We start from the raw sequence: 22790 nt of genomic DNA on the forward strand, positions 1-22790 counted from the left end.
ACCGATAAGGCTGCCGATTTCTGCATATGTATCGGATTGGTTATTTCCACTCCATCCATTGTTTGAGGCAAGGTTTGCATTCACAGCGGCTGCTGAGTTAGCATAAGAAACGGTGTCATTTCCCGCGCCACCATTGAAAACATCTTTGCCAGAACCACCATTTAGAGTATCGTCACCAGAGCCACCATTTAAGGTGTCGTTATTGGCACCGCCGTTAAGAATATCATTGTCGTCGCCACCATTTAGTACGTCATTGTTATTGCCACCATTTAAGGTGTCATCACCAGTACCACCATTTAGAGTATCATTACCCGCGCCACCATTTAGAGTATCGTTTCCAACGCCACCCTCTAAGCTATTGTTTCCAGCATCACCAATTAATAGGTCATCAAATTGAGAGCCAATAAGGTTTTCGATACCGATAAGGCTGCCGATTTCTGCATATGTATCGGATTGGTTATTTCCACTCCATCCATTGTTTGAGGCAAGGTTTGCATTCACAGCGGCTGCTGAGTTAGCATAAGAAACGGTGTCATTTCCTGCGCCACCATTGAAAACATCTTTGCCAGAGCCACCATTTAAGGTGTCGTCACCAGAGCCACCATTTAAGGTGTCATTTCCTGCGCCACCAACCAGAAAGTCGTCTCCGCGCATCCCATATATCATGTTCTCTAAAGCGTTCCCAACTATAGTATCATTGCCATCGCCAGCGATAAGGTTCTCAAACTGTTCGCCATTGCTGCCCAATGTTCCCCAGTTCACACCAGCAACTGTAAAAGCACCACTAGACGCTAGGTTAATGTTTAAAACACCTGCCAAAGCAGAGAAGTTTAACCAATCCGTTCCACCATCTGTATCTGTAATAACAGAGCGGCTTGCGTCGTTTGCAACGGAAGCCAAGAAATCATCCGTAAAGTGATACGTGTCATCGTTTGATATTTCGGTACCATAGAATTCAATAGATGCGCTGGTAACAGTACCAGCATCAGCACCCGTGAATGTGTCAATGATTTGAACCGTCCAAGTACCAGCCGATAATGAGCCCAAGAATGAATCAATGCCATAAGTCCAAGTGCCAGCAACATCGGTGCCAACACCGGCCGTAGAATAAACGATTTGGATCGTGTTGCCATCTGGATCCGTCAGGTAAATCTCTAAGTCACCAATGTAAGTGTGTGTAAGATTCAGGTTTAGCTCTAAGTGCTCAACAGAAATATTTTCACCAGCAGGAACAGTAATGTTAAAGCTCAGACCTGGGGCACCTGGAATTGCAGCGCCACCAACATTTGTTACGTTAGAGCTTGCTGTTGCTTCATTCGCACTCGTTTGGGCTGTATCATTCATGATACCCCAAGCTTCGGCCATACGAACAGCAGCAAATACGTCAACCATGCCATAACCATAGGAGCCAGCAAAAGTCATGCCGCCACCGTTCCAGTTGTCTGCACCGTTTACTTCCCATGCGCCAACTTCAAACCCAGTTTGACTTGCACCTAAAGCAGAGCCTGTATGGGCCGCAGAAATTGCAAGGATGTTTTGCACATCGCGCCAGCCCAATTCTTCATTTGCTTCAAGCATCAATGCTATAACGGCAGACACAACGGGTGTCGCTGCAGATGTACCACCAAAGACTGATGTATAATCTGTATCTCCTAGGGAGTCGCTTCCTGTTGCTTCGCCGCTACCAGCCGCGTTATATCCGCTGTTGCCTGTCAGATCTGTTGTATAGCTTGCAGCTGGTGCCGTGATCAAAATTGATGCGCCATAGTTCGTAAACGAAGCAGCATTACCACTGATATCGGTTGCCGCAACCGTAATCGTAAAACGCGATGCGTTCGTGCCAGAGCCGTTTGCATCCAATGCATCATTACCAGCCGCTTGGACAGCAATTGTACCTAATCCACCACGACCATCTGCTGAATTGCTTTCAAGTTCTGCGATGTAAAGTGACGCAAATGTGTTCCCATTCAGATTTTGTGCGGCAGTATAGCCAGGTGCTGATCCCCAGCTATTTGACATAATGTCAAAGTTATCGGCTTGGTCGACAACATCTACAAATGCATTTTGGCCAGCTAGTGTGCTAAAGTTGACATATCCATATGTATTTTCATCGAAAATATTCACACCCGTAATACTTGCACCATATGCAACGCCAACAGTACCCTCACCATTGTTTTCAGCGGCAATTAGACCTGCAACCGCAGTACCGTGTGAATCGTTATTGCTAATGTTAGGAAACCCATCCAAAAGCACGTTTACAAAGGTGTCTTCAACTTCTAAGGAAAAATCATAATTATCATCAAGGTCTGTATGCGTATATTGTACACCGTCATCATAAACCCCTACATTGATGCCAGTGCCAGTGAATTCATCCCAGATTGTTTCAATATCGCCAATAAGCGGAAAGTGCCATTGTGACGAAAAAAGCGGGTCAGTAGGAGTAGTCATATTTTCAGTCCAATCGTTACGTAAAAAACTTACGGTAATTAATCATTAATTAATTAACTAAATATACATTTAATTAACTAAATATACATTTTCTAACAAATTAATATGACAAAAATGCGTTTTGAAGATGTCGCTTTATAGCGTGTTGATCATGCCACATAAAAGGGATCATATTGATTTGTAGTATTTTCTGTGTCAATTGATTATCGCATAATGTTAATTATGTTAAAATAATGGCAGAAGTCCGACAACGAGCGCTTGTTGCGTAAGGCTCTTTTCTAACGATTCAAACATCACTCGGGCCTTTATAGTTGTTGCTAAACTGTTGCCAGCAATACTCTTTGCTTTGAGGTGCTAATATTCATGAAGGTGTTTCAATGACTAAGTGCGCCGTTCAAAAAATGGAAATAATTTTTTCAGGATATACATCGGAACATGATTGCAAGTGGTAACCTTTTGAATTCTTGCCAGTCATTTTATAAAGAATAAATAGATTTTCAGTCCAAGATTAATATTTGAATTGACAGTTTATGATTAATAATTGTTAACTTCGATAAGTAACGATATTTTGATTATTTGTTATTTGATAAGTTTATTTTGAGGGAATTCTATTTTGAATATGCGCTTTTTGGTTCTGTTCGCAGTGCTGTTTTCATTCTTTTCTACAAATCTTTCAGCACAAGAGACCACACCAGAAATAACAATCTTGGAAGATGTAGAGCAAACGCAGCTTGTAAGTGAGAGCACCGCACAAGAGATTGAAAATGTTGAAAGCCCAGTAGACGATGCTGCTGAAAAAGAAAGAGATTCCGAAGAGCTTGTCGAAACATCAAATCAAGAAACAAGCAATTCTACAGAAGGTGGCGCTGGTGGTGTTGCAGGGAGTTTGTCTGGTTCATCTACAGCGCAAGATATTGTAAGCGCTTCGGGACAGTTAAATTATTCTGTCCCCATATCTGTGCCTGCGTTTAGAGGGTTGGAACCAAGCCTTTCAATTTCTTATAATTCTGATCTTGGTCGCCGTGCAGGAGATGGCGCCTTTGTGGGTGCTGGTTGGTCTGTGGCTGGATTCTCTTCGATTGAACGTGTGTCCTCACGCTTAGGCGCCCCATTCTATGATCGCTTTGATGGCCGTGATATTTTTGTGGCCGACGGCATGGAGTTGTTAAAATGCGACAACAGCCCTATTCAAGTATCTGGCGTAGATTCAACAGCTTGGAACTATTCCCCTGACTTTATTGCCACTGGTACACCTGTTGGTTGTGCCGCTGGTGGTGATTTTGTCACGTTGAAGGACACGTACACGAAAATCGTTTTGGATGAAGCAACAAACGCATTCATCATTTACCAAAAGAACGGCACGCAGATGCGTTACGCCTCTATTGATCAGCTAGCGCCTGCTGAAACCTTGACATCTTCTGATGACGTGGATGCTCATAATAACATCCGCAAACGTCGCAAGTGGTTACTGCATACAGTAACAGATACACAGGCAGCAGCAAATAGCGTGACTTACAGTTACCTTTTTGGTGCGCCTACTGGTGATGCACGTGATGCTGGGTATGCACATCGCCCAAAACTTATTGAGTACGCAGGGTATAAGGTTAACTTTCACTATACCATAAACGCCGCACCAAATAGCTTTTCTACGGGCACGCGCTATCTAGGGCAAAACTATTATATGTTGCGTTGGGTTACAACAACTGATGGGACCCAGAATATTGCAGCCTATCAATTCATGCAGTCACAAACAGGCTTGACCAAGGCGTATAAGCTGGAACATGTGCAGCAGTTCGGGAATGATTTTACCACATATGCCAATGGCTGGCCGCATCTGAATGGGACATCTTATCCAGCAACAACATTCACCTATTCAAATGATGATTATCAATTGGAAGAAGTCACATATGCTGATTTGACCAATAATCCAGGCCCAAATGCGGTGGGTTGGAATTATTACCCTTCAACTAATACTACTGCTTATTCTCATAATATTAACTCCTACAACACTTTTCACAAAGATATGCGAGTTGTCGATACGAATGGAGATGGGCGTGAAGAGCTTGTTGGGCTTCCATTCAAGAAGAATGCTACCAGCTGTGTTCCAGGGGGGAACCAAGGAAAACGCATAATTGGCGGTAATAATAGTGAAAACCCACCACGTTCAGGAACTCACAAGTTTCCTATTAACGCTTCTGATATTATTAAGAAAGCTGAAGCAGACGGCCAAGGTGGTGGTAGTGGTGGTGGTTATACCCCACCTCCGCCTGTATGTACTGAATATAGATTTTATCAGCAAGCATCAGGACACTATAAGTTCGACAAAGATCGTAATCTTGCGCACGATACATTATCCAAACCAGTTGAGCTCAGGTCTTCAAGTACTCTTAATGTTAATCGTGTTTTAGGACTCACCCAATGGACGCCAGATGCACCACAATCAGTTGTAATTACACAACGGTCTTTGAATGCATTAATTGATTCTCGTTATGAAACTTGGCAGTTGGGTAATGAGGTTACATCGGGCGTGTCTGGTGATGCAAGTGCTGCTGTTGATACGGAAGCTCTTCATGTTGGCGGTGCTCATGATATTGCGATCGATTATGTGGGTAACTTTGATACCGACGCAGAATTGGAATTATATCATGTGAAGCGTACAGATGTTACATCTTCGAACCGTGAGAATAAGTTCTTCTTTGATGTTGTCACGAATGCAAACAATGCTGCAGGTGATCCTGTTGGCACGATTAAACCCGCTCCTGTACAAAACTTTGAACCGTCAGGCAGCCTTGATCATACCTGCGCTGCGACGGCAATTGGGTCAGTAAACCATCTGAACGGCCGCTCTCTTGATGTAAACGGTGATGGAATTGACGAGATATTACTGTCATCATCTCATAGTGGTGGGCCGCATTATTGTATTCGAGAATATACGCCAAATGGATTTAAGTTTCGCAGTTTAGATGATGTGCCGTTTCTTGATAGTGGATCTAACCCAAGTGCTTACACCTTGGAGGCAACGGGTTTTGGTGACGTCAATGGTGATGGCATAGCGGATGCGATTATTCATAAAAAATCAGATAGTTGGAAAGTTCAAGTTCGTTTAGGTCACGGTGATGGAACATTTGCTCCAGAGGAGCAATGGGCTGATACGGTTGATTTTGCAACAACTCTAAGTGGGTTAAGCTATGCCAATAACTTTGTACAATTGCGAGATGTCAATGCAGATGGTTTGGCAGACGTCATTATAAGTGCTGAAAGCCGCGGTGGGGCCATACATTTTTCACACAGACCTACAGCTGCGCCATTCAAAATTTTGCTGTCAACAGGATCATCTGAACACGGTTTTGTTCAATCATCGACAACATCGGCACAAATAGAAGGTTATATTGCTGCGGGTGATTTTGATGGTGATGGTTTGGTCGATTTTGCAATCACTGATGAAATTATTAATGGGGCAAGAACTCCTATTATTAAATATGGTTCTGTTGGATTTCCAAATCGTTTGGAGGGTATCACGACCTCTTCTGGTAATGTGATTTCTGCGGAATATGACAGTTCTACACAATTCCCTGACAATCAGGTTCCAGCCGCACGTCAAGTTGTGATGAAGGTGACTTCAGGTGTGAATACATCTGAGCCGCGTGTGACGACATTTGCCTATTCTGGTGACCGTTATGACTATGATCGCCGTAAGCCACTTGGGTTTAAAGAGGTGATGATTACCCTTCCCCCTGTTGCAGGTGATACTGGTGCGGTTGTGCAAAAAACCACCTACCTGAATGACAGTTATGAGAATGCAGGGTTGGTGGAAAAAACAGAAATTTTCCATGATGATGTTTTATACAGCGGTTCCTATACAACATGGAATGTGACAGGCAGTTATGAAGCGGCACCTGTTCGCATTACGAAGTCATCTGAGACAAACACCATGCGCTATGGTGCGAACTTTATAGACACGAAGAAAGATTATACATGGAATGAATATGGTGAACCATATATTGTCTATGATCGCGGGTTTGTAGATACGACCAATGACGATACTTGGACGGAATATAAGTATGAACCAAACCCATCGAAATACATTGTAAACTTGCCAAAACGCAAAAGGGTTGGTTCGGGTTCTAATCCTTCTGATAATGCCTCATGGTTGCAGATGGAATATTACTATTATGATGGTAATAATGCGATCTCTCTAGAACCTTCGCTTGGAAACTTATCGCAAACGAAGATTTGGAATGGCGATGTGGCTAGTCCAATTTATAGAACGAGTGCAATCTATACTCATGACAGCTATGGCAATTTGTTGTCGGAAACAGATGCGCTTGCGAACACCACCACGCATGCTTATGAAACAGTTAAGAACTTGTTCCTAACCAACTCAACCAATGCGCTTGGGCATACAGGATCCACGGTTTGGGATACAGCTTGCCAGCAACCGCTGAGCCAAACTGATGCGAATAATCAGACCACAACACATGTCTATGATGCGATGTGTTTGGGCGTGCAATCGACCAACCCGCGGGGACAGGATGTTTATACGAGCTATCACAATCTGGGCGACCCTGCTGCGCAATATGTGGAACGCCGCACAGAGATTGCAACAACAGCTTTTGGGCAAACGGAGAGCTATGAACGTGAATACTTTAACGGCTTTGGTGAGACGTATAAGACTGCCATATCCGGGCGCACATCTGGGATTGAAGCAGCGGGTTCTGGTGCCGCTGTTGGTCTAACCAAATACGACGTTCGCGGGCGGAAGCTTTGGGAAAGTATCCCGCTGACTTGGGCAGAAGCTGCCAGCAATACGGCGCCTGCAAACAAACGTACAAGCTATGAATATGATACGTTAAACCGCCAAACTAAGATGACGTTTGCGGATGGGGCAATTCAAGCGATGGCCTATCAGCTATCAAACCTTACATATCCACTGATGGCTGCGCCTGGTGAAACGACAACTGTTATGCTTATGCCTCGACAGAGAGTGAGTATGAGTTCATGCGATTTAGGGCAGAATGGTACGCTTTGTGAACTCGCCTATAACTACATGGATTATTTTGGTAACGTCATCTACCAATACCGCGTTGATGCCGAGCATACAGATGTGACAAGCTATTCTGGTACTGGACGTGGCACACAGTACAAATACGACCTTCTACAACGTTTAACGGATGTGAGTGATCCTGAGAGTATCCTCTTCCACTACGAATACGATGCTTTCGGTAACCGTATTATGGCAGAAGACCCAGGTTTGGGTCGTTGGACGCTGGAATATGATGACAATGATAACCTGATCAAACAGACGGATGCCAAGGGCCAAACGATTGAGTTCTCCTATGATGAACTGAACCGCCCAACGCGTAAGCTGGTGACGGGTGGGCCAGATGGGCCTGTCGCAACCTACAACTATTATGATGGTATAAATCAGACAACCACGCATGATCGCCCCAATCATTCATGTAGCAGTATCTCGAATATCGTGAATGGCATTGGTCAGATGACCTGTCAGATGACTGACGTGAACCGCACTGTTTATACCTATGGCATCCTTGGTTTGCCCACGAATGTGCATAATTATATCCAAAATGACCCTAATAACGTATCAAGTGCGGCAACATTAATCCGCACGCACCAGCGCTATAATCCTGATGGCAGCTTGCTCAAACAAGCCTATAGCTACATGGATGCAAATGGCACGCTTAAATGGGCCTGGACACCAAACTATAAATACGATGCCGCTGGCCGTTTGGCAAAATTCGGCGATGATGTTCTAGACGTTAAATACGACCTGCGCGGCAACCCAACAGAAGTCATCTATGGCAATGGCACCAGCGATCTGCGCACATATGATGCCGCACGTGGGTGGTTAGAGCATGTAACCATCTCAAACCCTCTCAGCGCAGAGACCTATACGAAAACCTACACACGGTCACTGAACGGGCGTGTGATGTCCGTGGATTCCACAATGAACGCTGGAAGTTTTGACTATACCTACGATTACATCGGGCGGTTACTGTCTGCCACAAACAAAGCTGGCCTAACAGAATTCAACCAAAGCTTCACCTATGACCGGGCAGGACGTATGCGCTCTAACTCGCACTTAGGCACATATAATTATGCCAATGCCAAACAAGTGGGCAGCAATGGCAATTCTCCACACAGCCACGCCCCCTCTTCTGTGGCAGGACAAACCTTCACCTATGATGCCAACGGTAACATGACCACAGGTCTGCACGGCAAAACCATGACCTATGATGGCGAAAACCGTCCGCTGTCTGTGGTGCATAATGGTAAACGCACAGAATATGTTTACGGGCCATCAGGCACCCGTTTGATGAAGATCGAGGATGCAGATACACCCGAAGAATCCATCACCGTTTACGCAGGCATATCAGAGATCCGCGATTGGAAAAAACCAACGCAAACCATCCAGAACTACCCCATCGGCGATGTGCGCTGGAACAATGGCCCTGCGGCAAACGACACATCTGTGCCTGCAGCAGACAACCCCTTCCAACGCGGCTTTATGCATGTGGATCAACTTGGTTCCATCGTCGCCATCACCGATGACGCTGGCCAATTCGAGGTCATGCGCGCCTATGCCCCTTACGGCAAAGTCTCAGACGAAGATAAAGCACCAGGGGCCACGGATGAAACCAAAACCTTCTTAGGCGAGCGATACGACGAAGACAGCGAGCTGCAATACCTCAACGCCCGCTACTTTGATCCCGAACTCGGCATGTTCATCCAACCCGATTGGCTGGACGTCACCGAAGAGGGCGTGGGCACCAACCGCTACGCCTACAGCTTCAACGATCCCGTCAATAAGCTCGACCCTAATGGGAACTTCTTTGGATTAGGCGCTCTGATAAGTGCTGCCATTGGCGCATTGGCAGCGCATAGTGCAGTCTTTGCGGGTATCGCGGTCTTTACTGCCAACGTCGGGTTCTTCCTTGCCGTACACAGCTTCGGGCAGACAATTGTAGGTGCCGCGAGTGGAAAAATCTCGATTAAGGACGCCATCATAGGGATCGGAAAATCTATTGCTATAGGAAAGATCACAGGCTTTGCCGCCAATCAAATTGTCAGTGCCGTGGAGCAGACGATACGCCATGCGATTGGCCGCAGTATTTCTTCAATTAATAGTCCCTTGGTGTTTCGTAAATCTACGAATGGGCAAGGCGGGCCACAAACTTTTGAAGAGCGTAGTCGCATGATGGGGATTGCAAGAAAGGCTGCCCCTGCCACTGTTACGAATGGTGCAGCTCTTTTAACGGGCGGCAGTATCGGAAAAAGTATAGGAACCGAATTATCCAAAAGATTTGGTTTTAAAACCCTTTTCCGTGTAGTAGATGATGTTGAATTGGCTGATATTAAGGGAAGTGGTGTTTTCAGAGGTGGCACATTTGAAGGAAAGAAATTATTCGTCGATACCTTAAGCGATGCTAAAGCACTATCAAAGAACTTTGAAAGACTTTTTGGAGTAAAGCATACGATAGTAAAAGCAAAAGTCCCTAATTCAGTATTTTCTCAATCCGAAAGGTTACCATTTGCTGACATACCCAAAGGTGTTATGACTGCCATACCAGCTAAGTTGGTGCCTCGTGTACGTCCAAAAATAAAGTGAATAAAATGGATTTCTATATAAGTAGAATAGCAACACTTACTTTTAGTGAGACTACAACTATAATACCCATTAATGGCATAAAAACTAATAGAATAAGAGTTGACGTCGCTGACAAAATGACAAGTAATGAACGTTGGCTATCTGAAATCTTAGTCATAGGAGAGTTGCCATGCTTTGCTGGAGAAACGCGTGAAGTAATTCTTCGTATAAGTTCTGATGAGTTTCGCAGTCGTGTTGAAAAAAAATATACAAAGCTTTTAGTATTCCATGGGCCTGATTTTCTTGGTGAAATCACATTCACTAACAAAGAGGTATCAAAAGAAATGCTAAATATATTCGCATAAATTTTATTAATTGATAGATGGCAACCCACGATCCTTATTATGTCTTGCTATAACAATAATAACGCAATGAATTAATATATAATAAGAACTCCGCCCCTCCGAACTTGGCGTTTGCTGGGAAAACAGTCTCTCAGATTGTTTGTTGATCCGCCGCATTCATCCAACCCGATTGGTTTGAGGTCACCGAAGAGGGCGTGGGCACCAACCGCTACGCCTACCCCTTCAACGATCCCGTCAATAAACTCGATCCGAATGGGAATTTCGCATTTCTTACTGCTATTATTGGCGCCTTAGCAGCACACGGCAGTGTCTTTGCAGGGCTAGCTATCTTTACAGCCAACGTAGGCTTCTTCCTTGCCGTACATAGCTTCGGTCAAACAATTGTCGGCGTGGCGAGTGGGAAACTCTCGATCAAAGATGCCATAGTCGGGCTCGCGAAGTCCTATGCCATAGGCGCTGTCACAGGCTTTGCCGCCAATCAGATTGTCAGTGCTGTGGAGCAAACGATCAGCAATGCTATTAGTAAAGCGATTACGTCGGGCAAAGGGATTAAACCCGCCAAGTTCTCGACAAGCCCGTTTGAGATTAGAACCGCGATTGCGCAATTTAGCAATGCTGGGAATGCCAATATATATGCAACGCGTGTAAGTGGTAAGAATGGTGACTCATTTATTGAAGGTGAAGAATTTGAAGTCGCCTGTAGAGGCGGAGGGTGTAATCTTGGTGGGGCTCGCAGTGGGCGTAGTAATAACGTTGGTGGTGGACATCCTTCACAACGTATGAATCCTGATGCGAGATTGGGCGGGCCTAAAGCTGGCTCATCCAGTGGAAAAGGAGCTGGTAAAAGATTTTCTACGAAAATAAAAGATCAAGCCAGAGCCGAAAGTGGTAATAGATGTGTGTTTTGTAAGACTAAAACTACAAATCAAGCTGGACCTAATCGATCAGAAATAGATCACTCAATACCAAAATCTAGGGGTGGAAATAACAGTTTAGATAATGCACAAAATACATGCCGTACCTGTAATAGAGCGAAGTCTAACAAAACAACTGGAGAGTTTCTAAGGTTGAGGAGATATTGAAAATATGACCTTTTACGAAATAGAAATGGGAGAAGCAGATCATTCTTCTTTTTGTGAGTGTTGCGATCAAGAAGCTTCGACTACACATGGTTTTGTTTATAAAGATGATGATGCATATGCTGTATATTATGCAACATGGTCTCAAAAACATGAGACTAAATATGTGAACTTTGCTATTGCTGTAGGGGAATGGGGTGATAATTCATCAAACATGGACAGGACATGCTTTGGTTTAGAAGTTTATGACAATAAAGATAAACTGGATTTTCGCGTCATAGAGCCAGAAGGCTCGCCTTGGGGAGAAACAGATTTATTAGGTAAAATGCTATCCCGCCAAGAAAGTTTAGAGCATTGTTTAAAAGATGAAATTTTCCTGATTATAGAAAAAGTTATTAATAATGATATTCTACTTAACGAGTATTTTGAAATATAGAATAAATAACTTTAGAAGTAATAATATTTATAAAACAAAGCTTTAACATAATGTCCCAACTGGGACACAGGCCAAGACACCTTCTTCCAACGCGGCTTTATGCACGTGGATCAGCTGGGCTCGATCGTGGTCATCTCGAATGATGCGGGTGACTTAGAGGTCAAACGCGCCTATGCGCCCTACGGCAAAGTCTCGGACGAGGATAAGGACCCAGGGGCAACAGATGAAACCAAAACCTTCCTAGGGGAACGCTACGACGAAGACAGCGAGCTGCAATACCTCAACGCCCGCTACTTTGATCCCGAACTCGGCATGTTCATCCAACCCGATTGGCTGGACGTCACCGAAGAGGGCGTGGGCACCAACCGCTACGCCTACAGCTTCAACGATCCCGTCAATAAGCTCGACCCCAATGGGAACTTTTTTCAGTTCCTTGTTGCCGCTATTGGAGCGCTAGCTTCTTATAGTTCGGCCGCCGCAGGCATTGCTGTTTTTGCCGCCAATGTTGGGTTTTTCCTTTCTGTGCACAGCTTTGCTCAGACGATTGTTGGTGTTGCCAGCGGGAAACCCTCGATTAAAGATGCCATAGTCGGAATTGGTAAATCTATCGCCATAGGAGCCGTCACAGGCTTTGCCGCCAATCAAATTGTCAGTGCTGTGGAGCAAACTATCAGCAATGCGCTTAGTAAGGCGATCACCTCTGGCAAAGGGATTAAACCCGTCAAGTTCTCAACAGATCCGTTTGAGATTAAAGCATATCACGTTAGAGTAAGTTCAAACAGTCCAGCCATACTTGATAAAGCAGTTTCGTTAGCTGCACGATGTAAAGCTTGTCAAAGAATATTTAGGCTTGGCCAAAGCGCTCAGGCTACCCGATTGGGGCAAATTGGTGAGAAGCTTGTTCGCGGTAAGTATAATATTGGTGAACAAAATCAAACCATTACTGTCGGCATTGGGCGATTGTCACGCAATCGTATACCTGATGGTCTTAGCCGTAAGGTGTTAACCGAAGTTAAAAATGTGAAACACCTTAATTACACTGGGCAGCTTCGAGACTTTACGACTTATGCTCAACAAAATGGGCTTCGCTTCGATCTATTTGTAAGACAAGGCACAACATTCTCAAGGCCATTGTTGCGTGCTATAAATAGCCCGAGTATAAACGTAAGGTACATTCCTATTCCAAACGTAGCCGCATCACCACCGCCAATACCTTAAACAAGAGACATGAAATGGATTATGTAGACAGATTTAAAACGCGTGAAGAATATCTTAAGGAGGAAAAAAAAGAGTATATAAGTGATAAAGAGTTAAAGCTATTTAACGAATATACAGCTGAGGAAACAAAGATTATAGAAGAGCTTTCAAAACATGGGTTTCATGTGATTGCTCTTGATTCCATAGGCCGAAAAAAAATGCTCACAAAAGAGATGGCCATTGTTCTGTCTGGGTTAATTTCTGCTGATTTGCATCAAATCGTTTTTAATTCACTGTTACATGCGCTAAAATCTCCAATTGCTAGAGGGATTGCAAATAAACCAATATTGAAATTGCTTAGTGATGAAAACAGTATACGCAAATTATCTAATTATAATCACGCTACAATTTATAGCTTTGGTCACGTCATTACCCCTGTCGTAGAACCTACAGATTTGCCACAATTAGAGACTTTAATGGAGGATCTAAAAAATGGTCCTCTCACTGCAATGCGTAACGGAATATTTGAAGCAATATTGAGAATTGACAAGAAAAATGCAGCGCACCATTTAAAGCGTGCTTTTGATGAGGATGACGAAGAGTTATTATATTCCAGCTTTCTTGCAGTGAAAAAGTTAAAGTTAGACGTTCTTATGCCAGAAATTGTGGCTTTAACATCTGATGATGATAAGTTTGTAAGAAGAGAAGCTACGAAAGTGATGAAAGCCCTCTCCAAAGGCAAAACGCTTCAGTAAAGACATTTGCGTTACGACTATTACGGCAGATATTTTTTATATATAATTAAATCAGCAAGCGTAGGGCGGGCTTCAGCCTACGTGTTAAATAGAGGTATAACGGTTATAAAACCTTTCATCTTAGCATATCTCTTTTACACATTTATCATAAACACGTAACTTCGAATGTTTTGTGTTTTACAAAAAATATTTAAAAACAACGTATTAACCTAACGTCCCAACTGGGACATACCCCATAATGCCTAAACGCCCGCTACTTTGACCCCGTCAACCAAGTTGGTACAGTCGACAAGGTATCAAATTACAATTTAATCGTGGCAAATTCCTAAAAATTGTAAATAATCAGACATATAAAAACCCTAAGTAATATTTTTATGCATAAATATAATAATAATGATACATGGTTGAACATGGATCCAACAAACCAATTAGAGAATTAATGCTTCAAGACAACAAATTAATCCAAGCCCGCAAACAAGGCAGCAAACTCTTATTCGCCGTTGGGCTTTTTAGTGCTTTTGTAAATATATTGATGCTGACAGGTCCCTTGTTCATGTTACAGGTCTATGACCGTGTCCTTGGATCACGTTCAAATGAAACCTTAGTCGCCTTGTTCATTCTGGTTGTACTCCTTTATATTTTCATGGGGTGTTTGGATTACGCACGCAGCCGTGTGATGGCACGTTTTGGTGCACGTTTTCAGGCGTTTTTAGACGAAACAGTTTTCAGGGCTTCGCTTAAAAGCGCTATTGTGGAAAATAACAGATCAAAACCTAACACTGGGTTGCGTGACATCGAAAGCATCCAATCATTAGTCTCCAGCCCAGCTGCCTTTGCTGTTTTCGATATTCCATGGACCCCCTTATTCCTTGGTGCAATTTTCATTTTCCACCCCCTTCTTGGGTGGATGGCCGTTGCTGGCGGAATATTTTTATTGATCATCACTATTTTGAACCAATACCTGACGAAAAAGAAAGTTATCGATGCGGCTATAATGTCGTCACAAGCAAACGCATTTGCAGAGTCTGCACGCCAAGCAACCGAGGTGATTCATGCCCAAGGTATGCAATCCGCAATAACAAACCGCTGGAAGCAAAGCCGTGATGCCGGATTAGAAGCGTCTATTCATTCTACTGATTTCACAGGCATTTTTACAGCTCTTACAAAATCTTTCCGATTGCTTTTACAATCTGCAATGTTGGCCATGGGTGCTTATCTGGTTCTGAAAAATGAACTGACACCTGGCGCAATGATCGCAGGATCTATCTTATTGGGCCGCGCATTAGCCCCCATAGAAATGGCCATTGGGCAGTGGCCCATGGTCGTGCGTGCCAGAAATGGTTGGCGATCATTAGAACAAATTTTGGCACACCAACCTGAGCCAACAGATAAGATGCACCGCACAAAACCAAAGGCCCATCTTGTTGTCAAAAACTTGGGTCTCGTACCCCCTGGTGAAAAAAAACCAACACTTGCTGGTGTAAACTTTGAACTAAAGCCTGGACAGGTCTTAGGTGTACTCGGCAAAAGCGGTTCTGGTAAATCCACATTGGCAAAAGCACTGGTTGGTTTATGGGCGCCAGTTGCTGGTGAGGTTCGTTTGGATGGTGAACTTATTCAAAACTATGACCCAGAATTATTTGGACAATACATCGGCTATTTACCACAAAACGTAAGTCTGTTTCACGGGTCCGTTGCCGAAAACGTTGCCCGCATGGTCGAAAACCCTGACCCAGAATTGGTAAAAACAGCCGTCACACTGGCAGAAGCTGATACATTGGTTAAAAGTTTACCTGAAAGCTTTGATACAATCATCCAAAATGGCACTGGCCGATTATCTGGTGGGCAAAAACAACGTCTTGGGCTGGCGCGCGCCATATATGGCGATCCTTCGATGATTGTGCTGGATGAACCAAATGCAGCATTAGATGCAGATGGATCCCAAGCTTTGAACGCAGCAATCAAAACATTTAAGAAACAGGGTAAGATTGTCATCATCATGACCCACCGACCAATGGCGATTTCTGAATGCGATATGCTTTTATACGTTGATGGTGGCAACCAAAAAGCCTTTGGCACACGTGATGAAGTCTTAAGTTCGGTTGTTAAGAACGCAAAAGATGTAACCAAAGTGATTAAAGGCGGAAAAGCATCATGACATCAAATAAATGGTCTGCATCCCGCCCGCTCTTCATTGGGTTCTTCAGCCTTGTACTGTTGGTTCTTGGCGTTGGTTTATGGAGTGTAACAACACAAATATCTGGCGCCGTGATTGCCAGCGGCCGCATCCAAGTAGAGGCCAATAAGCAAGTCATTCAACACCCTTCAGGCGGTATTGTTGGCGAAATACTGGTCTCCGAAGGCGATATCGTTGATGCAGGTGATGTTGTTGTGCGCCTTGATGACACGGACCTAAAGTCAGAACTTGCGATCGTTGAAAGCCAGTATTTCGAACTGCTTGCCCGCAAAGCTTTATTCCAAGCAGAACGCGACGACACAGCAGAGCTTACATATGATGATGAACTTATTACAGAAGCCAATCAGAACAGTAACATTCAATCTTTAATGGACGGGCAATCTAATTTTTTTACAGCCCGCAAAGCATCCTTAGAAAGACAGAAAGAGCAGCTAAAAGAGCAGACAATCCAGCTTAATAATCAAGTTGCAGGTGTCGAGGCGCAAAATGCAGCGAACAAATCCCAGTTAGAGCTTTTAAGTGAAGAGCTGACAAATACCCAGTCTCTCTTGGACAAAGGTCTTGCACAAGCATCACGCGTTCTGGCCTTACGCCGTGAAGATGCCCGCATTGCAGGACAGGTCGGCAGCCTAAACGCAGATCTTGGGCGATTAAAAGCGGCCATAAACGGCATCAACATCCAACTGCTTCAATTGGATACAGAACGCCGCACAGGAGCGATCGAAAGCTTACGCGACATTGGATATCGCACATTAGAATTGGCCGAACGCCGTGTGGCAATTAAACAAACCTTGGCCAGATTGGATGTACGTGCACCAATGTCTGGAATTGTTCATGACAATCAAATATTCGCGTTGCAATCTGTTGTCCAAGCAGCCCAGCCAATGATGTATATCATCCCAAGCGACCTACCCTTGGTGATACAAGCACAGGTGGATGTCGTGCACGTAGACCAAGTTTATGTTGGCCAAGACGCAACTTTGAACTTTGCAGCATTTAGCCAACGCACAACCCCGCAAATTTTTGGCAAAGTCACAAAATTATCCGCCGATGTATTCACAGACCAAGTCACGGGGCTAAACTATTACCAGGTTGAACTCGTCCCCCACAAAGACGAATTGGACAAATTAAAAAACCTAGAGCTTTTACCAGGCATGCCTGTTGAAGCCTTCTTAAAAACCGATGACCGCAGCGCCTTTAGTTATCTTGTGAAACCCGTCACGGATTACTTTAATAAAGCATTCAGAGAGGAATAAATTGCAAGGACTGCCAACTCATAATATCGCGAATGATACTTTTTAGTCTTGTTGGTGTAACTGCGATATTGCATTAGTGAGCCCAATCACTCCTAAGGAAGGTTTTAATGCGCAAAGTTTTGGTCACAGGTTCCGCTGGTTTTATCGGTTTTCACCTAAGCAAGCTATTACTTGCCGAAGGATTTCAAGTTATCGGGTATGATGCCATGACCGATTACTACGATGTCCGTCTTAAAGAGCGCCGCCATCAACAGCTGTTACAAAACCAGAACTTTTCCTGCACAATTGGAATGCTAGAAGAGTTTGATAAACTCAAATCCCTTTGCGACGCAGAAAAGCCGGATGTCATTGTCCATTTAGCGGCGCAAGCAGGTGTACGATATTCATTGGAAAATCCACGTGCCTATATCGAATCCAATGTTGTGGGCACATTTAATGTTATGGAATGTGCACGCGAATTGGGTGTTGATCATCTGCTAATGGCATCAACGTCTTCTGTATACGGCGCAAACGAAGACATGCCCTATTCTGAACTCCACAAGGTGGATGCGCAAATGACCATCTATGCCGCCACTAAAAAGGCAAACGAAGCAATGGCGCATTCCTATGCGCATCTATGGGACCTGCCCACAACAATGTTCCGTTTCTTTACTGTATATGGTCCATGGGGACGTCCAGATATGGCGCTGTTCAAGTTCACCAAAGGCATCATCGAAGATACGCCAATAGATATTTACAACAATGGCGATATGTTTCGCGATTTCACATATGTCGAAGATTTGGTCAAAGGTATCCGCCTGTTGGTTGATGCAGCACCTGTGCGCCCCGAAACAGCTGCAGATATCCCCGAAGGTGACAGCCTAAGTCCTGTTGCCCCTTACCGCGTTGTAAACATCGGCAACTCAGACAAAGTCCGCTTAATGGATTTTGTCGAAGCAATTGAAACCGAACTCGGCAAACCCGCCATTCGAAATTATATGGAAATGCAAGCGGGTGACGTTCCTGCCACTTGGGCTGACGCAACTCTGTTGCAAACCTTAACGGGATATAAACCCCAAACAGATGTACGCGAGGGTGTGAAAAAATTTGTTGCGTGGTACAAAGACTACTACAACGTTTAAGGCACCTTGAATTATGCTTTCACTGCAAGACGCTAAAATCGCAATTATCGGCCTTGGATATGTTGGCCTGCCTCTTGCCGTAGAATTTGGTAAATTGCACAGCACAACTGGCTTTGACATAAATGCAAAACGCATAAACGCTTTGCGCGCTGGCAATGATTTAACCCTAGAAGTCAGCGCAGATGAGATGCGCCAAGCAACGCAATTACAGTACACAAATACTCTAAGCGATCTTGCAACATGCAACATATACATCGTTACGGTCCCTACCCCCGTTGATGACGATAAAAATCCTGATCTAACACCCTTAATCAAAGCCTCCGAAACGGTTGGTTCTGTCATCAGTTCTGGTGACATCGTAATTTATGAAAGCACCGTTTATCCAGGCGCTACAGAAGAGGTTTGCGTCCCGATCATCGAAAAAACCTCTGGCTTAACATTCAACCAAGATTTCTTTGTGGGCTACAGTTCAGAACGGATCAATCCAGGCGATAAAAAACACCGCTTGCCGAACATTAAAAAAGTCACTTCAGGTTCAACACCTGAAATCGCAAAAATCATCGATGACCTGTATCAAACGATCATTACAGCTGGCACACATATGGCACCTAGTATCAAAGTGGCTGAAGCAGCAAAAGTTATCGAAAACACCCAAAGGGATGTAAATATCGCACTTATAAATGAATTGGCGATGATATTTGATAAGCTTGGTATTGATACAACAGATGTCTTAGAGGCCGCCGGAACGAAATGGAACTTCTTACCGTTTCGCCCAGGTTTGGTGGGTGGGCACTGTATCGGTGTAGACCCTTATTATCTAACACATAAAGCCCAATCCGTTGGCTATGATCCACAAATTGTTTTAGCCGGGCGTCGTATCAATGACAGCATGGGGGCTTATGTTGCCAATCGGCTGATCAAGGCAATGGTTGCACGTGATATACCCATCAAAGGATCGCGTATTTTGGTTATGGGTTTAACATTCAAAGAGAACTGCCCAGACCTACGCAACACACGCGTCATTGATGTGATCAATGAATTAAAAGATTTCGGGGCAATGGTTGATGTCCATGATCCTTGGGTCAACAGTGCTGACGCCCAGACCGAATATGGTTTTGACCTGACCGAACCCAAAACAGCGGCCTATGATGCCATCATCCTTGCAGTCGCACATGATCAATTCAAAACCCTAGGCGCGTCTACAGTAAAGGGTTTTGGGAAGCCCGAACATATACTGTTCGATTTAAAATCTATTTTCCCAAGTGAGGTCGCAGATTTACGCCTATAATTGCGTTTATCTGTTGCCAAACACACCCACTAAAATAGAATTATTTAACACTTATATATTGTAGGTCACATAACCCCTGATATAGGGTATGCACCACTACGAATGCATCTCCTAAAGATGCTTGGTATAAACAAAGGGGCATTGGGTGCATTTTTACAAAGTTCTTTTCACAGCGTTTACCCTTACGGGCACAGCTGCGTTTGCTGCAGAACCATTTGTACCAACTATAAACACCTATGGTGTGACTGGCCTGATTGATACACCTACCGCCGAAAGCCAACCAGACGCTGAACTCAGTACGACCATATCTTACTTTTCTGGTGCGACACGCAATACTTTAACCTTTCAAGTTCTACCGCGTCTGTCAGGTTCGTTTCGATATTCACGTATTGGCCAAGATGCATCCCGAACATTCGACCGAAGTTTTGACCTTCGCTATCAAGCATTAGACGAAACGAAATATCGCCCTGCCGTAACTATTGGGCTTCAAGATTTTCTAGGAACAGGTCTTTTGTCTGGCGAATACATCGTTGCGACAAAAACAATTTTACCATCCCTAAAAGCAACCGCAGGTATTGGTTGGGGGCGCCTAGGTGGATTAAGTGGCGGTACAAACAGAAGTGTTAATTTTGGCGTTGGTGGTACTGTTGACACAGGTAACTTTTTCCGTGGCGACACTGATTTCTTTGGCGGCATAGAGTGGAAAACGCCCATCAAGGGTTTAAATTTCAAAGTTGAGAGATCATCAGATTTTTACATTCGCGACAGCATAAGAAATTCGACTTTTACCAGAGAATCGCAAATTAACTTTGGGCTTGATTATCAGCTGTCAAAATCAATCAACCTATCAGCACATTACCTTTACGGTTCAGAATTCGGGCTACAGGCAACTTTTTCCTTGAATCCAAAAGAAAGTAATAACCCATCAGGTCTGGACGCAGGGCCCCTACCGGTACTTAAGCGGCCTGATTTAAAGCTTGGGCAAAGATACGACACATCATGGACAAACGCGCAAAGCTCTAATGCGCTACGCAAACCTGTTGCAGATATTCTAAAAGTTAGTGACATAAATCTTGAAGCCATCAAAGTTACGGAAACGACTGCAACGGTCTACATCGAAAACAAAACATATGAATACGAAGCGCAAGCAATAGGTCGCACGGCACGTGCGCTAACCCGCGCCCTGCCCGCCTCTATTGAAACCTTCATAATTGTACCTGTTTCAAACGGCTTACCTCTTCAAGCGATTACAATAAATCGCTCTAATTTAGAAAAATACGAAAACGATCCCGCTGGTTCAGAACGCTTATTGGTCCGTACAAAAATTCGCAATGCAGAACCAATAGAAGAAGGTACAGCTTATAAAGAAGGGTTATACCCCAAATTTCGCTGGAACTTGCGGCCGGCTGTGCGCTCATCCTTTTTTGATCCCGATGATCCTATACGCCTAGAATTAGGTTTGCGTGCCAGAGCATCTTATACGTTTTCCCCTGGCATATCTGTATCAACATCCGTTTTAAAACCATTGGTTGGCAACCTAGATGGCACCACTCGTTTGCCAAATTCTGCCCTGCCAAATGTACGGTCAAATTCTGCAGAATTTTTCCGCCAAGGTGATCCAGTTCTGGAACGATTAACTGCAGATTACCTCTTTAAACTGTCTCCAGAAGTTTATGGCCGTGCGTCAGCAGGTTATTTGGAAAGCCAGTTTGGCGGTGTATCAGGCGAAGTTTTATGGCGCCCGTACGACCGTAATTTCGCGATCGGTGCTGAACTAAATTATGTAAAACAACGCAACTTTGATCAACTCTTTGGCTTTCAAGATTACTCCATAGCAACGGGGCATATTTCATTGTACCGCGATCTTTGGAATGGGTTTACAGCGCAAATAGATGCTGGGCGTTATCTTGCCGGCGATTATGGCGGTACTTTAAGCATGAAAAGAACCTTCACAAATGGCTGGGAATTGGGCGCATTTATGACCTTAACAGATGTCCCTTTTAGCCAGTTTGGTGAAGGTAGTTTTGACAAAGGCCTAACCTTGAGCATCCCATTTTCAAATATCTTAGGGAATTCATCGCGCCGTGCAGCCGATCTTACAATTCGTCCTATTTTACGTGATGGCGGTGCACGCCTGAACGTATCTAATCGCCTGTTTAACGTCACATCTGATTATGACAAGTCAGACATAGACGACAGCTTCGGAAGGTTTTGGCGATGATATATTCAAAAGCCAAAACGCTACTCTCTTTAAGTATTGCAGCTGGTATTCTAATCGGCTGTGGATCTAAAGACGATTCACCCGATATCACAGCCAAAGCAATAGAATTATCCAAAACCGTTTTCAAAGCAAAAGCTCAAAGAGAGGCTGGTCAAAAAGCTGTAAAAGCCATCACACGTGCACAAGTAGAGGCTTCGACATTGCCCTTATTGCGCATAACGCTTGAGCAAACAAACACACTTTCAACCGCTGTTAAAATTTCTGAAAACGATGGCGCATCCGCTTATATTTTAGCATCAGGTCAAGGGCTTAGCTTCAAGAATGGTATCCTAATCAACACCCGTGGCTTAGGGAATGATATGCTGAGTCTGGGCACAACTTTTACAACGATTCGTGACAACATAAGAACCGACAAATCTTATCGTACATATCGATACCTAGATGCCGAAGCTAATATTTTTCAAATCAACTTTGCATGCTCTACACGTTTGGGCGATTTAGAATCGCTTGAACAGCTAGAACGTACTTATTCTGTGTTTCGTGTCACAGAGACATGTACTGGTAGGTCTGAAAAGTTTGAAAACACATATCTAATCGACCAAAATACCAATCAAGTTTGGTATTCGCGTGAATGGATCAGTCCTGTTGTTGGATATGTAGGTATTGAATATTTAAAGCTTTAAATCAAAGATATACACTCTTTTTTGATTAATACCCCCTATCCTACTCCTACCTAATATGTTATTTGGAAGGGGCTATTAATACTTTATATGTCACGTATCGCAATTGTTTCGCAAAAACATTTGACCTTACGGGCGTTT

General features: G+C 44.0%; 13 protein-coding genes. 12 read left to right on the top strand and 1 reads right to left on the bottom strand.

What is annotated here, in order from left to right:
• Positions 1-2448 (bottom strand): S8 family serine peptidase (locus tag F9L33_RS15460; RefSeq protein WP_152143722.1); only part of this gene is annotated, 2448 nt, incomplete at its 3' end.
• Between the two features lie 619 nt (positions 2449-3067).
• On the opposite strand from F9L33_RS15460, the gene F9L33_RS15465 reads away from it, so the two are divergent.
• The 12 genes from F9L33_RS15465 (at position 3068) to F9L33_RS15520 (ending at position 22652) form a co-directional block, all read left to right on the top strand.
• On the top strand, positions 3068-10075 hold the full coding sequence (locus F9L33_RS15465; protein WP_226804195.1) for an RHS repeat-associated core domain-containing protein: 7008 nt from the start codon (positions 3068-3070) through the stop codon (positions 10073-10075).
• A 5-nt stretch (positions 10076-10080) separates the two neighbouring features.
• Positions 10081-10419, top strand: coding sequence for a hypothetical protein (locus F9L33_RS15470; RefSeq protein WP_152143724.1), 339 nt, complete (start codon positions 10081-10083; stop codon positions 10417-10419).
• 194 nt (positions 10420-10613) lie between these two features.
• Entirely contained in the window at positions 10614-11501 is an 888-nt protein-coding gene (locus F9L33_RS15475; protein ID WP_152143725.1) for an HNH endonuclease, read from the top strand.
• Between the two features lie 4 nt (positions 11502-11505).
• Positions 11506-11934, top strand: a complete 429-nt coding sequence (locus F9L33_RS15480; protein WP_152143726.1) for a hypothetical protein — start codon at positions 11506-11508, stop codon at positions 11932-11934.
• Between the two features lie 99 nt (positions 11935-12033).
• Positions 12034-13152 (top strand): RHS repeat-associated core domain-containing protein, encoded by a 1119-nt coding sequence (locus tag F9L33_RS15485; RefSeq protein WP_152143727.1) that lies wholly within the window; start codon positions 12034-12036, stop codon positions 13150-13152.
• A gap of 14 nt (positions 13153-13166) precedes the next feature.
• Complete coding sequence (locus F9L33_RS15490; RefSeq protein ID WP_152143728.1) at positions 13167-13886, top strand: hypothetical protein; 720 nt, start codon at positions 13167-13169, stop codon at positions 13884-13886.
• A gap of 439 nt (positions 13887-14325) precedes the next feature.
• A complete protein-coding gene (locus tag F9L33_RS15495) occupies positions 14326-16044 on the top strand; it encodes a type I secretion system permease/ATPase (RefSeq protein ID WP_193222080.1) in 1719 nt (572 codons plus the stop codon).
• The gene (locus F9L33_RS15500; RefSeq protein WP_152143730.1) at positions 16041-17339 is read left to right on the top strand and encodes an HlyD family type I secretion periplasmic adaptor subunit; all 1299 of its coding nucleotides are present in this window, start codon (positions 16041-16043) and stop codon (positions 17337-17339) included. The genes F9L33_RS15495 and F9L33_RS15500 overlap by 4 nt, the downstream gene beginning before the upstream one ends.
• A gap of 107 nt (positions 17340-17446) precedes the next feature.
• Positions 17447-18460 (top strand): GDP-mannose 4,6-dehydratase, encoded by a 1014-nt coding sequence (locus F9L33_RS15505; protein WP_152143731.1) that lies wholly within the window; start codon positions 17447-17449, stop codon positions 18458-18460.
• 13 nt (positions 18461-18473) lie between these two features.
• Entirely contained in the window at positions 18474-19748 is a 1275-nt protein-coding gene (tviB, locus tag F9L33_RS15510; RefSeq protein WP_152143732.1) for a Vi polysaccharide biosynthesis UDP-N-acetylglucosamine C-6 dehydrogenase TviB, read from the top strand.
• 145 nt (positions 19749-19893) lie between these two features.
• Complete coding sequence (locus F9L33_RS15515; RefSeq protein ID WP_152143733.1) at positions 19894-21969, top strand: YjbH domain-containing protein; 2076 nt, start codon at positions 19894-19896, stop codon at positions 21967-21969.
• Positions 21966-22652, top strand: a complete 687-nt coding sequence (locus tag F9L33_RS15520) for a YjbF family lipoprotein (protein ID WP_152143734.1) — start codon at positions 21966-21968, stop codon at positions 22650-22652. Before F9L33_RS15515 ends, F9L33_RS15520 begins: the two co-directional genes overlap by 4 nt.
• The last annotated feature ends 138 nt before the right edge of the window (positions 22653-22790 follow it).

The sequence above is a fragment of the Amylibacter sp. SFDW26 genome (assembly GCF_009184395.1).
GTDB lineage: Bacteria > Pseudomonadota > Alphaproteobacteria > Rhodobacterales > Rhodobacteraceae > Amylibacter.

Bases quoted from the DNA above. Each gene is read 5' to 3' on its own strand.
- F9L33_RS15465 (WP_226804195.1), top strand. From the start codon at position 3,068: ATGCGCTTTTTGGTTCTGTTCGCAGTGCTGTTTTCATTCTTTTCTACA.
- F9L33_RS15470 (WP_152143724.1), top strand. From the start codon at position 10,081: ATGGATTTCTATATAAGTAGAATAGCAACACTTACTTTTAGTGAGACT.
- F9L33_RS15480 (WP_152143726.1), top strand. From the start codon at position 11,506: ATGACCTTTTACGAAATAGAAATGGGAGAAGCAGATCATTCTTCTTTT.
- F9L33_RS15485 (WP_152143727.1), top strand. From the start codon at position 12,034: ATGCACGTGGATCAGCTGGGCTCGATCGTGGTCATCTCGAATGATGCG.
- F9L33_RS15490 (WP_152143728.1), top strand. From the start codon at position 13,167: ATGGATTATGTAGACAGATTTAAAACGCGTGAAGAATATCTTAAGGAG.
- F9L33_RS15495 (WP_193222080.1), top strand. From the start codon at position 14,326: ATGCTTCAAGACAACAAATTAATCCAAGCCCGCAAACAAGGCAGCAAA.
- F9L33_RS15500 (WP_152143730.1), top strand. From the start codon at position 16,041: ATGACATCAAATAAATGGTCTGCATCCCGCCCGCTCTTCATTGGGTTC.
- F9L33_RS15505 (WP_152143731.1), top strand. From the start codon at position 17,447: ATGCGCAAAGTTTTGGTCACAGGTTCCGCTGGTTTTATCGGTTTTCAC.
- tviB (WP_152143732.1), top strand. From the start codon at position 18,474: ATGCTTTCACTGCAAGACGCTAAAATCGCAATTATCGGCCTTGGATAT.
- F9L33_RS15520 (WP_152143734.1), top strand. From the start codon at position 21,966: ATGATATATTCAAAAGCCAAAACGCTACTCTCTTTAAGTATTGCAGCT.